This window comes from Microbacterium sp. GXF7504 (genome assembly GCF_054798235.1).
This window is the reverse complement of the sequence record NZ_JBSJZI010000007.1, coordinates 39,839-52,761: the sequence shown is the minus strand read 5'-3', so window position 1 is coordinate 52,761 and position 12,923 is coordinate 39,839. Positions and strand designations below refer to the sequence as shown.

Genomic DNA, 12,923 nt, shown 5'->3' with positions numbered 1-12,923 from the left:
GCACGTCGCTCCAGAAGGAACAGTGGGACAAGACCGCATCCGAAAGCCGGACACCCCATCCTACACACGAAACCGTGTCAGGAAGAATGGGATTCGTTCACCGCTTGAGGGGGCTGCCTTCCGGCGCTCTTCCCTGTGGGGCGAACAAGTAAAAGCATACGCATGTTTCGCGCATGTGGCAAATCGGCGTCGGCTTTGTGCTCGGGCGAGTGGCAAAGGCCTGGTCGGAGGCGCTTCGATGGGGGCATGCGGATGCACGAAGTGGTCCTTCCTGCACAGGACCTGAGCGCGATCACCCGGTTCTACGGCGCCCGGCTCGGCCTGGAGGTCGCACAGGCGGCTGACCGTGTCACTGTGCGAGTGGGCTGGACGACGCTCGTCTTCGAACGCCGTCCCGTTGCCGGCGCGCTGCACCTCGCAGTGAACATCCCGACAGGGTCGTTCGCCGCGGCGAAACGGTGGATCGCCGAACGCGCACCGATCATGACCCGCGACGGTAGCGACGAATTCGCCGGCCCAGCCGGCTGGCACTCGCGCTCGGTGTACTTCGACGGTCCCGAAGGCCAGGTGCTCGAGCTCATCGAACGGCAGGAGCTCCCGCATCCCGCGCCCCGGGGCGTGGAGCTCCTCTGTGTGAGCGAGGTCGGCATCGCGGTCGCCGACGTCGCCGCGGCGGTCGACCGCCTGGAGGATGCCGGCATCCGGGCGTACGGCGAATTCCGCACCGACGGGTTCGTCCCAGTCGGCGACGCGGAGGGCATGGTGATCGTCGTCGAACCCGGCCGCACATGGATGCCGACCGCCGACCGCACCGCGGAACTCCTCCCCGTGACGATCACCGCCGACATCGCTGCCGAGGTGCAGGTCGCCCCGGGCGTTCTCCTCATCCCGTCCCGCTGAGTCCGGGCCCACCGCTGCTCACCTGTCGCGAAGTGTCGGCCCGCGCCGCAGTTCGCGACAGGTGAGCAGGAGAAGGATCAGGCGGATGCGGCGCGTTCGGCGGCCTCGACCACGTTCGTCATGAGCAGGGCCACCGTCATCGGACCCACACCACCCGGGTTCGGGGACAACCAACCGGCGACCTCCGCGACATCCGGTGCGACATCGCCGAACACCTTGGACTTGCCGGTCTCCGGGTCGTCCTCACGGGTCACGCCCACATCCAGCACCGCGGCGCCGGGCTTCACATCGGCCGCGGTCACCAGGTGCTTCACCCCCGCGGCCGCGACGATCACGTCGGCGTCCTTGAGGTAGCGCGGCAGATCCACCGTGCCGGTGTGCGTGAGCGTCACCGTCGCGTTGATGTCACGACGCGTCAGCAGCAGGCCGATCGAACGCCCGATCGTCACCCCCCGGCCGACGACCACGACGTGCTTGCCGTTCAGGTCGTACCCGTTCCGGGTGAGCAGCTCGATCACCCCGCGCGGCGTGCACGGCAACGGCGACGTGATCGGCGTGTTCACGTTCAGCACGAGCCGGCCCAGGTTCGTCGGGTGCAACCCGTCCGCATCCTTCGCCGGATCGATCCGCTCCAGCACCCGATCCGTGTCGATGTGCTTCGGCAGCGGCAGCTGCACGATGTACCCGTGGCAGGCCGGGTCCGCGTTCAGCTCGTCGATCAACGCCTCGACCTGCTCCTGCGTCGCATCGGCCGGCAGCTCACGCTGGATCGAATTCATCCCGATCGCCTGCGACCGCTTGTGCTTCATCCCCACATACAGCTGCGACGCCGGGTCAGCACCCACCAGCACCGTCGCGATCCCCGGGGTGATCCCCCGCTCCTTCAGCGCGGCGACCCGCTCGGTCAACTCCCGCGTGATCGCCGCCGCCGTCGCGACACCGTCAAGCCTCTCAGCCGTCATCACCCCTCCTCGGCCGACGCGGTGGTGGCGGCACTCCACAGCACCGCCACCACCGCCTTGGACACTCAGACCGCTGCGTTCGCCCGGTACGCCGTACGCGCGAACTCGTCATACGGCGAGGTCTGCACGGTGGCACGGATCCGCGGGAACCCGAGGTCGGCATCGGGCGCGGTCCCGTGACCCGGGTGCTCGCCCCACACGACCTCGACCTGCGTCCCGGGCTCGGCGAACGCCGTGTCGACCAGCGCGAGCGAGAGCACGGTGCCGACGGGGCCGATGTGGGAGGTCCAGAACGTCATGCCGATGAGGCCGTCCGCCGCCTCGATCCGGAATCGCCCGTAGCTGTTGAGGTAGTCGAGGTCGGCACCGAGCACCGCACGCACGTCGTCACGGTCGAACTCGAGCGTGACCTTCGTGCGCCGCACCTCGTCGCGTGCGGCGGCGAGCGCGTCTCGGCCGATGAAGTCGTGATCGAGTGAGATCGAGCGACCGTAGCCGAGCTCCCACGGGGAGATGTAGTAGTCCTCGATGTGGTCGGAGTAGAAGCTGCCGTTGAGCGGCTTCTTCCCCTCGTACGAGAATGCGCTCAGGGACCGCCGGTAGTCGGCGAGCCGTTCGTCGGTGTAGATCGCCGGGGTCGGGGTCGGGATCCAGCCGCTCTCCACGCCGTTGGTGAAGTAGGCCTTGCCGCCCACCTGCACGAGTCCCGAGGGTTCGCCGGCCCGAAGGATGGCGTCCTTCACCGCGCCGTAGTCGGCGAAGTCGCCGATGAACTCGAACCCGGCCTGGCCCGCCATGCCATGCCGGAGAGCACGGACCGGGCGTCCCGCGATCTCGACGATCGCCGAATGGAAGAACTTGACCTCGGGCGCGGGTCCGCCGAGCGCCCGTTCGACGACGTCCATTGCGAGGGGCCCCTGCACCTGGAACCGGAAGAGTCGTGGGTCGCGGTCTGTGCGCACGGAGGAGTCCGGGTCGGTGGAGTACTCGACGTCGTACCCGCCGGCATCCGCGTGGTACTTGACCCAGCTCTGCGCGGCGGGCACACCCGTGAGGGTGTACGCCTCCTCGCCGGTACGCAGCAGGATGCCGTCGACGATGATGTTGCCGTCGTACGCGACCGGCACGAACTGCTTGGCCTGGCCGATGGCGAAGTTGCGGTACTGGTTGGCGCTGACCTCACTCAGCAGGCGGGTGACGTCGGGTCCCTCGAAGAACGTGTCGAACATGTGGAACGACAGGTCGAACAGCGCCACGCCGGAGCGCCACGCCTGCTGCTCCGCGGCCCAGCCGGTGAACTCCGGCTGTACCACCGGCACCGTCCAGGGTGCCGCATCCGGTGTCCAAAGGAGTCGGATGGGTGAGCCTGCGCGGTCGATGGCGCTCTGGAGGTCGGGTCCGTTCATGGTGTGTTCCTCTCGTCGTCGAGTCGGTGGGGTCACCCGCGTGGGTGGATCGGTCAGGGACGGGATGCGGGCAGGTCGCGGTCGTGGATCCATCGCGCCGTCGCCGCGACGCCGCCGAAGGTGTAGAAGTGCAGCAGCACCTCGCCGTGCTGCGCGGGGTCGAGGCCGCGCTCGAGTGCGTCGATGAGCCGGTCGGGTCCGGCCGTGCCGATGAGGTTCGTCAGGGAGAAGCCGTACTTCCGCACGATGCCGGCGCTGGAAGCGACTCCGAACCGCCGCGCGAAGCCGACGAGTCGCTTGACGCCGGCAGGACCGGGCACACCGATGCGGATCGGTGCGTCGACGCCCTCCGCCCGCACGCGTTCGATCCAACGGAGGATGGGCGCCTCGTCGAACCCGAACTGGGTGATGACGGTGGCGCCGAGCCCCTGCTGCGCAAGGGCGGCGCTCTTGTCCTTCAGCGCGGACCACAGTCGCTCGTCCGAGATGTCGGGGTGGCCTTCGGGGTAGCCGCTGATGCTCACCTCGCGCACACCGTACTGGGGCAGCAACCCCGTGCGGATGACCTCGAGCGCGGAGTCGTATGGGCCCATCGGCTGCTGCGGGTCACCCCCGACGACGAAGACGTGTTCACTGACGCCGGCGTCGCGCAACGCCTCCAGGATCGTCCGCAGCTCGCCGACGTCGGCGAGGCGGCGCGCGGCGATGTGCGGCACGGGGACGAAGCCGGCATCCTTGACCGCCTTCGCGGCGGCGAGCCGGGTGGGAAGGTCCTCGCTGCTGAGGAAGGTGACGTTGATCCGTGTTCCCGCCGGGATCGACGGCACGGCCGTCTCGAGCTCGGGCACGTCCTTGCCGGTCATCTCGAGGGAATGGTGGTGGAGCAGTGACATCGTCGTCGGGTCCTTGGTCTCAGGGTGGGGGTTCAGAAGATGACGGTCTCGCGCCCGTTGCGCATGACCCGGTCCTGGCAGTGCCATGTGACAGCGCGTGCGAGCACGAGCCGCTCGACGTCGGCGCCTCGCCGCTGCAGGTCCGCGGCGGAGTCGGCGTGCGTCACGCGCACCACGTCCTGCTCGATGATGGGGCCCTCGTCCAGATCCTCGGTGACGTAGTGCGCGGTCGCGCCGATCAGCTTGACGCCGCGCTCCTTGGCCTTGCGGTACGGGCCGGCACCGATGAACGCGGGCAGGAACGAGTGGTGGATGTTGATGACGGGCGCCCCGACCTGCTCGAGGAAGTCCGCGGACAGGATCTGCATATACCGGGCCAGCACCACGAGGTCGACGTTGCCCTGAAGCAGCTCCACGATCCTCGCCTCAGCGGCGCGCTTGTCGGGTCCGCTGGAGGGGACGTGGACGAACGGAACGCCGAAGCCGCGGACGTCGTCGGCGACCACCGTGTGGTTGGAGATGACCATCGGCACCGTCATCGGGATGTCACCGTGCCGGTGCCGCCAGAGCAGATCGAGCAGACAGTGGTCGGAGGTGGACGCGAGGATCGCGACCCGCTTGGGGACGGCGCGCACCGACAGCGTCCAGTCCAAGCCACGGTTCCTCCCGAGTTCGAGTGCGAGGGCGTCCTCGAGCACCGGCCGTGCCGCCGCGAGATCCTGCAGGTGGAACACCGTCCGCTGGAAGAAGTGTCCGCCGTCGGGATCGTCCGAGTACTGGTCGAGAGAGATGATGTTCGCGCCGTGCGCGGACAGGACGCCGGAGATGGCCGCGACGATGCCGGGTCCGTCCGGGCCCTGTACGAGCAGCACCGCCTCGTCCGCGGCGAGCTTCTCCGCGCGCGGCGGGCGGGGCTGGGTGTCTACGACCGTCATGTCCTCTCCTTCGAGTTCGCGATGCGGTTGCGGCGCAGGTCGCGCAACGCTCCGACGATATCCACCTGTCTGCAATGTTGTCAACTGTCTGAAACTCGATCTCGTACCACCTCCGGGCTTTCGCCAGGGTATTCAGACGCCTTACAGTTCTTCATGCGTCTGAATACCCGGGCGATCTCACCGCTGGCAAAGGAGCCGACATGGCATGGGAGTTCGTGAGTCTGCAGCAAGGCATCGATCAAGCCGGTTCTCCGGTACGACTGCTCTGGAAACCGGACAGCGCCCCGTGGAAGCCGCCGATCGTCCAGGACGAGTACGGCGGCTGGGCGAACGAGCAGGCCGCGTGGCGCACCGACGTCACGATCGCCGACCTCTCGTACCACATGAGCGACACGTTCCTCCGGGGGCGTGACGCACTGCGGTTGCTGGGAGAGGTGAGTGCGAACGACCTGTCGACCTTCGCGATCGGGCAGGCGAAGCAGTTCATCCCTGTGGCACCCGACGGGAATCTCATCACCGACGGCATCCTGCTCCGGGAGGGCGAGGAGTCGTTCGTCCTGTCCGGTGTGCCGGCCGCGCAGAACTGGGTCGCCTTCCACGCTGCCCGCGGCGGGTACGAGGTGGACGTGGAGATCGACCCGGATCGGTCGTTCACACCGGGAGATCCTCGGCTGTTCCGCCTCCAAGTACAGGGACCGGCGGCACTCGCCCTGGTCGAGCGAGCCTTCGGCGGCCCGCTGCCGCCGACCCGCTTCTTCCACTCGACGCCGGTGTCGCTCGCGGGCGCCTCGTTCCGCGCACTCAGGCACGGGATGGCCGGCCAGGCCGGCTACGAGTTCATCGGCTCGTACGCCGACCACGACGCAGTGAAGGCCGCGCTGCTCGAAGCCGGCGCTGATCTGCGTGTCGCACTGGTCGGAGCGCTGGCCTACTCGACGAACGGCGTGGAGTCGGGGTGGATCCCGGCACCCACGCCCGCGGTCTATGCAGACCCGCAGCTGGCGGAGTTCCGCTCCTCGGTCAACCTGTTCGGATACGAGGGGCAGAATCCGCTGTACGGCAGCTTCTACTCCGAGCGGATCGAGGACTACTACGCCTCCCCATGGGAGTTCGGCTACGGCCGCTCCATCTCGCTCGACCACGATTTCATCGGTCGGGACGCCCTCGCGGCCGCGCGCGAGACGGCGACGCGCAAGAAGGTGACGCTCGAGTTCGAGCCCGCGGATCTCGCGGCGCTGCCGGGCGATCCCGGGGCTTTCCTGAACGACTACGGCCGCCATCGCATCGAGCAGGACGGACGCCTCGTCGGGGTGACGTTCCAGACCGCGCGCATCGCGCCGCTGGACCGCGTCCTGGCGCTGTCGCTCATCGAAGCGGACCAGGCAGCTCCCGGGACCAGCGTCGAGGTGGTGTGGGGCCGGCATCCCGGACCGGATGCGACTGAGTCGGTGCCCGAATTCCCGAGGATCCGCGCGACCGTACGTCCTGCGCCGTACAACGAGTACGCGCGCACGGCATACCGGTCGGAGCAGTAGCGCCGGACGTTGAGCGAGGGGGTCGCCCGAGCAGGCGGCCCCCTCGCGCTTCGCAGGCCGGTCAGCGATTCCCGGAGCCCTCGGTACCCTCCGCGAACGGCCGATCGATGATCGTCGCGCGAACCGCCGTCTGAGTGTGACGTTCGACGAGCGGGTTGGCGCTCCCCCCACCGGGCTCACCCCAGACCAGACGCACCTCACGGCCGATACGCCACTCGGCCTCGTCGATCATGCCGAGCGAGATCCACCCGCGCACGTTCGAGGTGTAGCTCGTGAGCATCGCGACACCGATGAGCCCGCCGTCGACATCCTCGATCCGGTCGAACTGGGCGCCGGCGTAGAAGGCTGCAGGCATCTCGAGGTACTTGAACCGCTCCGCGCCGGGCGCTTCGTACGACGCGACGATGCGCGCCGCCTCGCCGGGAGCCCACCGGATCCACGCCTTGCGCCGATGAGGCTCGTCCTTGCGGGCTTCCAGGGCATCCCGGCCGATGAAGTCGTGGTCGAATTTCAGCACGTGGCCGTAGCCCAGGTCCCACGGCGTCACGTAGTAGTCCTCGATCCGATCCGGCGCGAAGGAACCGCCGACCTGGAGGTTCGCGTCGAATGAGCGCCCCGACTGCCATTCCCGGTACGCGCGAGTCTCAGGCGAGCTGTAGAAGGCCGGAACGGTGTTCGCGATCCACCCGGATTCGGTCGCGACGGATGCGTAGGCCCGAGCGCCGACCTGCCGCAACCCGTACTCCGCGCCGGCCTCCAGGAGTGTGTCGCGCACACTCTCGAACTCCTCGTAGGGCCCGAAGAACTCGAAGCCCGGGAAGCCGCTCATCCGGTGGTTGAGCGCGGTGACCTCGTGCGACCCGACCCGGAATCTCCCCATGTGGAAGAACGGGATCTCGGGGAGGGGCCCACCGTTGACCTTCTCGTAGATGGGTCCCGCCGTCGGGCCCTGCAGCTGCAACCGGTACAGCTCCCGCCCGCGGGGGTTCTGCACGGTGCGCTCGTCCCGGTGCACCTCGACGTCGTACCCACCCGTCTCGGCATGGAACTGCAGCCAGTTCAGGGCGGGCGGCCGACCGACCACACGGACGTGCTCGTCGCCCAGGCCGAACAGGATCGCATCGCCGATCATCGACCCGTCCGGCCCGACGGCGACGAGTTGCTTGGCTTTCATCGCCCCGAAGTTGCGGAAGGAGTTGGCGCCGACCGCGGAGAGCAGGCGGTGGACATCGGGCCCCCGCAGGGTCAGGTCGGGCATGTGGTGCGACAGATCCATCAGGGCGGCCGAGGTGCGCCAGGCCTCCTGCTCGTCGCGCCAGTTCGTGAACTCAGGGCGGATCGGGAACGGGAACGCCCCCGATCGGCCGGCACGCAGCAGGCCGAGCGGCCCGCCCGCCGCGGTGATCTCTTCTTCGAGTGTCGTCATCGTCATCTCCTCGTCGTCGGGGATCCGCGGAGTCGCGGATGCCGGAACAGTATCAGACGGCTTATATCTTTGGTAGAAGCTGAAAATATGTTCGGAACGCGACGAGTTGACAGTTCTGGAACAATGGTCGGATGACAACGGTTCCCGGGTGGACGGATGGTCTGCCGTATGCACTGTTCCGGGCGAATCAGGCGGTGCAGCGGCGCCTCGTCGACGCGATCGACGGCTTGGACGTGACGATCACGCAGCTCGGCATCGCGGTACACCTCGACGAACTCGGCCACATGTCCGGGTCGGACCTCGCCCGACGGTTCCGCATCACGCCACAGTCCGCGTCGACCGCGCTGTCCGCACTGGAAGCACGTGGCTGGGTGACGAGGGTGCCGCATCCGTTCCACGGACGGGTCATCTGGTACGAGGTGACGGATGCCGGCCGAGCCGGTGCACAGGAAGGCCGACGCCGCATCGCGGTGCTGCAGGAGCAGTTCGCCGAGCAATTGGGCGCCGAGTCGATGCGCGGAGCCATCGAGCAGTTGCAGGCGATCTCGACCGCACTCGACGGCGCGGAGCCGCCCGCGACCATGTGGCCCGCCTGACGCCCCGCTGAAAAACGCCGTGCACCTGAAGCGGGTGACCCCCTAGACTCGGGCTGCCGAAAATGCCATGAGGGTGTCCTGCTGGTGCGCTTGGACAGTCTCGGGTCGTCGACCTCCTACATGGCGCGGGACCAACACCCTGCCACGGCAGCCACCGATCGATTCACGACTCGGGCGGGCTGTCGCGGGCGGGATCCCCGCCTCGAGGGTCCTCCCGAAGGAGGAACCTCATGCGTGACACGCACCTCACCACCCGCACCGACACGACCTCCGCGCCGCCGCAGCGGCGCCGGCTCGCGCTCACCGTCCTGCTCATCCCCGCCGCGCTCACGCTGCTGAGCGTGACGAGCGTGAACCTCGCCGTCCCCGCCATCCGCGACGGGATCGGCGCCGACGCGACGCAGCAGTCGCTCGTCCTCACGGCCTACGCCCTCGCGTTCGCGCTCGTGCTGCTCCCCGCGGGGCGGCTCGGCGACCAGTTCGGCCACAAGCGCGTCTTCGTCGCAGGCGTCGCGGTCTTCACCGCCGCGAACCTCTGGTGCGGCATCGCCCCCGACCCCACGCAGCTCGTGCTGGCCCGCGTGCTCGCCGGCGTCGGCGCCGGACTCACCATGACGCCCGTCAACGCCATCATCCAGCTGCTCTACAAGGGCCCGGAGCGCGCGCGACCCTTCGCCGTGCTCGGCGCGGTGTTCGGGGCCTCGAGCGCCGTCGGCCCGCTGCTCGGCGGCATCCTCATCCACTCCGGCGGCGAGATCGGGTGGCGCCTCACCTTCCTCGTGAACGTGCCCGTCGGCATCCTCGCGGTCGCGCTGGCGATCTTCGTGCTCCCGACCACGAAGCCGCTCGGCGCACGCGGGTCCGATCCGCTCGGGATGCTGCTGTTCACCCTCGGCGTGGGACTCGCGATCCTGCCGTTCTCACTCGGCGGCGGGTTCACGGTCTGGTCCACGGTCATGCTGATCGCCGGCATCCTGCTGCTCACCGGATTCGGGGCGTGGATCCGTGCGCGGGCCCGACAGGACCGGTTCGCCGTCGTGCCCACCCGGCTCTTCCGGCAGCGGGCACTGCCGATCGGCGTCGTCAGCACCTTCCTCGGCTTCGCCGGCTTCACCTCGTCGTTCCTCGTGCTGGCGCTCCTGTGGGAGGAGGCGCTCGGCCACGACGCGCTCTCCGCGGGCCTGCTCGTCAGCCCGTTCGCGATCGGCAGCGTCGTCGGCGCGGTGCTCAACCGCCCGCTCATGCAGCGATACGGCACGCGCATGATCACCGGCGGGCTCACCATGATCACGGCCGGCCTGGCCGCCGTCGGGGTGCTCGTGCTCGCGCTCCCCGCGACCGCGCTCACGTTCCTCGTGATGCTCGTGCCGCTGCTGGTCACCGGCGTCGGCGTCGGACTGTTCGTGGGCCCCAACGCGAACGCCGCGTTCGTGCAGACCGAGGGGCGCGACGCGGGCGTCGCCAGCGCCATGGTCACGGCCGCGCAGCGCACCGGCACGGCGGTGGGCCTCGGCATCCTGTCGGCGATGTACGCGCTGCTCCCCGGCGGTGCCGCATCCCTCGCGAACCAGGCGATCGCCACCTTCGTGACCGCGGCGTTCGCCGGCGCCGCCGCGCTGACCCTCGTCGTCACCCGTCGCAGCCGCCTCGAGGTCTGACCCGTTCACCCGTCGCGGATGCTGCATGTCGGCGTCCGCGACGCGACATCTGCGACGGGTGAATGCGGCGGATACAGTCGAGCCGGAACCCCCGACGGCGAAGGAGCACCATGACGAAGACGTCCCCCGCATCCCGATTCGGCCGGGTCGGCCTCTGGCGCTCGGGCGGCCTGCTCGACCCGGACCTCGCACGCGCCGCCGAACGGCTCAGGTACGGCGCCGTCTGGATCGGCGGATCGCCCGACGGCGACCTCGCGATCGCGGAGTCGCTCCTCGACGCCACCGAGACCATCACCGTCGCCACGGGCGTCGTGAACATCTGGAAGGACCCGGCCGCCGAGGTCGCCGCATCCTTCCACCGACTCGAGGAGCGGCATCCCGGCCGCTTCACGCTCGGCATCGGCATCGGCCATCGCGAGGCCCTCGGCGACCGGTACCAGCGCCCGTTCGCCGCGCTCGAGGCGTACCTCGACGTGCTGGACGCGGAGGGGGTCCCGGTCGACCGGCGCGTGATCTCGGCGCTCGGACCCCGCACGCTCGCACTCGCCGCGGAGCGGTCGGCGGGCACGCATCCGTACATGACGACGCCCGCGCACACGCGGTTCGCCCGCGAAGTGGTCGGCCCCGGGCGACTCGTCGCACCGGAACAGCGACTCGTGCCCGACACCGATGCGGACACGGCGCGGGCGACCGCGCGACGGTTCCTCGCCCGGTACACGGGGCTCGCGAACTACCGCCGCACGCTGGAGCGGCACGGCTTCGACCCCGCCGACCTCGACGGCGATGTGACGGATGCGGCGGTCGACGCGCTCGCGCCGCACGGCACCGCCGCGGTGCTCGCCGCCGCCGTGGACGCGCATCTCGATGCCGGCGCCGACCACGTGTGCGTGCAGATCCTGCCCGCCTCGGCCGACCCGGTGCCCGCGCTCACCGAGCTGGCGGAGGCGCTGGGACTCCACGCTCGCTGAGGTCGGATCCCGCCGCGATCGCACGGGCGGGCACGTCGGTGCGGTCGGCGACGAGGTAGGCGGCCCCGACGAGCAGCTCGAACACGGCGGTCGCAAGCGCGCCGACGCCGGTCACGCCCATCGCGAACCACAGGACGCCCGAGAACGCGAGCGCCGCACACAGCACCGCGGTGCCGACCGCGATCGCACGCCGTGCCGGCGACGGGCCCGCCCGCCGCGCGAGGAAGCCGAGTACGGCGAGGCCGAGGTAGAGCGCCGCCGTGCGCTGGGCGAGCACGAGCACCGTCGTCGCGTCTCCCGTCTCGAGTCCCCATGCCGACAGCAGCAACCCGGGGAAGACCGACCAGCCGACGGTGAGGAACGCGGCGAAGGCGGCGAGCGCCGTCGCGACGACGGAGAAGCGGATGCGCATGGTGACCCTTCCGGCACGGCGCACGGCCCTCCCGTACGCCGCAGATCACGCTACGAGTGCCCGCCCCGCACGGACATCCCAGATTCGAGGGGTTTTCCGGTGGTTCACCCGTCGCAAATGGCGCATCCGCGGCGGCGACACCCTGCATTTGCGACGGGTGAACCGGGGACGGGCCGCGAAGCGGGGGCGGGCCGCGCGGGCCGCGGTGCGGGGGCCGCGACGCGCGGCACCCGCGACGCGGGGTGGGCCCCTGCGCCATCGCGGGCGCCGCCGTCAAGCAGGGGTCGCGCGGGCGCGGAGGGCCCTACCGTGAGCGCATGACGTTCAACGACAACGCCCGCGTGGGCGGCAACCGGGCACGACGCCGCGGCGCGGGCGTCGCCGTCGCGGGCGGCGGGGTGGTCGGGCTCGGCGCCGTCGTCGTGCTGCTGCTGAACCTGTTCACGGGCGGTGACTTCTCGTCGCTCCTCGGCGGCGGGACGGCGCCCGACCCGAACGCCGACCCGGGTGGCACCGAGATCGAGAACTGCGAGACCGGCCAGGATGCCAATGCGAACGACGGCTGCCGGCTCGCCGCCGCCTCCCTCGCGCTCGACGAGTTCTGGGCCGGCCAGCTCGAGGGGTACCGCGCGCCGCAGCTCATCGTCGTCGACGGCTCCACGCCCACGCAGTGCGGCACGGCCTCGAACGCGGTCGGCCCGTTCTACTGCCCGCCGGAGGAGACCGTGTACGTCGACCCGACGTTCTTCTCGCTCCTGCGCGAACGCTTCGACGCCTCCGCCGGACCGCTCGCGCAGCTGTACGTGCTCGCGCACGAGTACGGGCACCACATCCAGGCGCTGACCGGGGTGTTCCAGCAGCATCCCGACAACGGCACCGGCCCCGACAGCAACGGCGTGCGCACCGAGCTGCAGGCCGACTGCTACGCCGGCGCGTGGGTCGCGGGCATGACGGTCGCCGACGACGAGAACGGCACCCCGTTCCTGCAGGCGCCCACCAGCGCGCAGATCACCGACGCCCTGAACGCGGCGGCCGCCGTCGGCGACGACCACATCCAGCAGCAGTCGGGCGGCGGCGTCGATCCGGAATCGTGGACCCACGGCTCGAGCGAGCAGCGCCAGCGCTGGTTCGACGTCGGCTACGACGGCGGCGCGGGCGCCTGCGACACATTCGCCGTCGACGGTTCGCAGCTCTGACGCGCCCGAACTCCTCAGTTTCTGCGACGACCGGGT

General features: G+C 69.9%; 12 protein-coding genes. 6 read left to right on the top strand and 6 right to left on the bottom strand.

Features of this window, described 5'->3' with window-relative positions; all coding sequences use genetic code 11:
* Positions 1-246 precede the first annotated feature (246 nt).
* Entirely contained in the window at positions 247-900 is a 654-nt protein-coding gene (locus ACWAUO_RS15045; RefSeq protein WP_460776595.1) for a VOC family protein, read from the top strand.
* A 77-nt stretch (positions 901-977) separates the two neighbouring features.
* Here the strand turns inward: ACWAUO_RS15045 and ACWAUO_RS15040 are convergent, their stop codons facing one another.
* The 4 genes from ACWAUO_RS15040 to purU form a co-directional block, all read right to left on the bottom strand.
* The gene (locus ACWAUO_RS15040) at positions 978-1,862 is read right to left on the bottom strand and encodes a bifunctional methylenetetrahydrofolate dehydrogenase/methenyltetrahydrofolate cyclohydrolase (protein WP_460776593.1); all 885 of its coding nucleotides are present in this window, start codon (positions 1,860-1,862) and stop codon (positions 978-980) included.
* Positions 1,863-1,927: 65 nt separating this feature from the next.
* Positions 1,928-3,268: an aminomethyl transferase family protein gene (locus ACWAUO_RS15035; protein ID WP_460776592.1), complete on the bottom strand. Its 1,341-nt coding sequence runs from the start codon at positions 3,266-3,268 to the stop codon at positions 1,928-1,930.
* A 53-nt stretch (positions 3,269-3,321) separates the two neighbouring features.
* Positions 3,322-4,161, bottom strand: a complete 840-nt coding sequence (locus ACWAUO_RS15030; protein WP_460776590.1) for a methylenetetrahydrofolate reductase — start codon at positions 4,159-4,161, stop codon at positions 3,322-3,324.
* A 32-nt stretch (positions 4,162-4,193) separates the two neighbouring features.
* The gene (gene purU, locus ACWAUO_RS15025) at positions 4,194-5,096 is read right to left on the bottom strand and encodes a formyltetrahydrofolate deformylase (RefSeq protein WP_460776589.1); all 903 of its coding nucleotides are present in this window, start codon (positions 5,094-5,096) and stop codon (positions 4,194-4,196) included.
* Positions 5,097-5,296: 200 nt separating this feature from the next.
* Between purU and ACWAUO_RS15020 the strand changes: the two genes are divergently transcribed.
* Positions 5,297-6,631 carry an aminomethyl transferase family protein gene (locus tag ACWAUO_RS15020; RefSeq protein WP_460776587.1) on the top strand — a complete coding sequence of 445 codons (1,335 nt, stop codon included), beginning with the start codon at positions 5,297-5,299 and terminating at the stop codon, positions 6,629-6,631.
* 61 nt (positions 6,632-6,692) lie between these two features.
* On the opposite strand, the gene ACWAUO_RS15015 is transcribed toward ACWAUO_RS15020, so the two are convergent.
* Complete coding sequence (locus tag ACWAUO_RS15015) at positions 6,693-8,195, bottom strand: aminomethyl transferase family protein (protein ID WP_460776585.1); 1,503 nt, start codon at positions 8,193-8,195, stop codon at positions 6,693-6,695.
* Here ACWAUO_RS15015 and ACWAUO_RS15010 point away from each other — a divergent pair.
* The 3 genes from ACWAUO_RS15010 to ACWAUO_RS15000 all read left to right on the top strand — a co-directional run bounded on the left by ACWAUO_RS15010 (position 8,189) and on the right by ACWAUO_RS15000 (position 11,279).
* Positions 8,189-8,653, top strand: coding sequence for a MarR family winged helix-turn-helix transcriptional regulator (locus tag ACWAUO_RS15010; RefSeq protein WP_460776584.1), 465 nt, complete (start codon positions 8,189-8,191; stop codon positions 8,651-8,653). The two genes, ACWAUO_RS15015 and ACWAUO_RS15010, sit on opposite strands and share 7 nt — an antisense overlap.
* Before the next feature lie 230 nt (positions 8,654-8,883).
* Positions 8,884-10,311, top strand: coding sequence for an MFS transporter (locus ACWAUO_RS15005; protein ID WP_460776582.1), 1,428 nt, complete (start codon positions 8,884-8,886; stop codon positions 10,309-10,311).
* Positions 10,312-10,421: 110 nt separating this feature from the next.
* Complete coding sequence (locus tag ACWAUO_RS15000; RefSeq protein ID WP_460776580.1) at positions 10,422-11,279, top strand: TIGR03620 family F420-dependent LLM class oxidoreductase; 858 nt, start codon at positions 10,422-10,424, stop codon at positions 11,277-11,279.
* Here the strand turns inward: ACWAUO_RS15000 and ACWAUO_RS14995 are convergent.
* Positions 11,239-11,691, bottom strand: a complete 453-nt coding sequence (locus tag ACWAUO_RS14995) for a hypothetical protein (RefSeq protein ID WP_460776578.1) — start codon at positions 11,689-11,691, stop codon at positions 11,239-11,241. The genes ACWAUO_RS15000 and ACWAUO_RS14995 overlap by 41 nt on opposite strands.
* A gap of 317 nt (positions 11,692-12,008) precedes the next feature.
* On the opposite strand from ACWAUO_RS14995, the gene ypfJ reads away from it, so the two are divergent.
* Positions 12,009-12,887 (top strand): KPN_02809 family neutral zinc metallopeptidase, encoded by an 879-nt coding sequence (ypfJ, locus tag ACWAUO_RS14990; RefSeq protein WP_460776577.1) that lies wholly within the window; start codon positions 12,009-12,011, stop codon positions 12,885-12,887.
* Positions 12,888-12,923 lie beyond the last annotated feature (36 nt).

Bases quoted from the DNA above. Each gene is read 5' to 3' on its own strand.
- ACWAUO_RS15045 (WP_460776595.1), top strand. From the start codon at position 247: ATGCGGATGCACGAAGTGGTCCTTCCTGCACAGGACCTGAGCGCGATC.
- ACWAUO_RS15040 (WP_460776593.1), bottom strand. From the start codon at position 1,862: ATGACGGCTGAGAGGCTTGACGGTGTCGCGACGGCGGCGGCGATCACG.
- ACWAUO_RS15035 (WP_460776592.1), bottom strand. From the start codon at position 3,268: ATGAACGGACCCGACCTCCAGAGCGCCATCGACCGCGCAGGCTCACCC.
- ACWAUO_RS15030 (WP_460776590.1), bottom strand. From the start codon at position 4,161: ATGTCACTGCTCCACCACCATTCCCTCGAGATGACCGGCAAGGACGTG.
- purU (WP_460776589.1), bottom strand. From the start codon at position 5,096: ATGACGGTCGTAGACACCCAGCCCCGCCCGCCGCGCGCGGAGAAGCTC.
- ACWAUO_RS15020 (WP_460776587.1), top strand. From the start codon at position 5,297: ATGGCATGGGAGTTCGTGAGTCTGCAGCAAGGCATCGATCAAGCCGGT.
- ACWAUO_RS15010 (WP_460776584.1), top strand. From the start codon at position 8,189: ATGACAACGGTTCCCGGGTGGACGGATGGTCTGCCGTATGCACTGTTC.
- ACWAUO_RS15005 (WP_460776582.1), top strand. From the start codon at position 8,884: ATGCGTGACACGCACCTCACCACCCGCACCGACACGACCTCCGCGCCG.
- ACWAUO_RS15000 (WP_460776580.1), top strand. From the start codon at position 10,422: ATGACGAAGACGTCCCCCGCATCCCGATTCGGCCGGGTCGGCCTCTGG.
- ACWAUO_RS14995 (WP_460776578.1), bottom strand. From the start codon at position 11,691: ATGCGCATCCGCTTCTCCGTCGTCGCGACGGCGCTCGCCGCCTTCGCC.
- ypfJ (WP_460776577.1), top strand. From the start codon at position 12,009: ATGACGTTCAACGACAACGCCCGCGTGGGCGGCAACCGGGCACGACGC.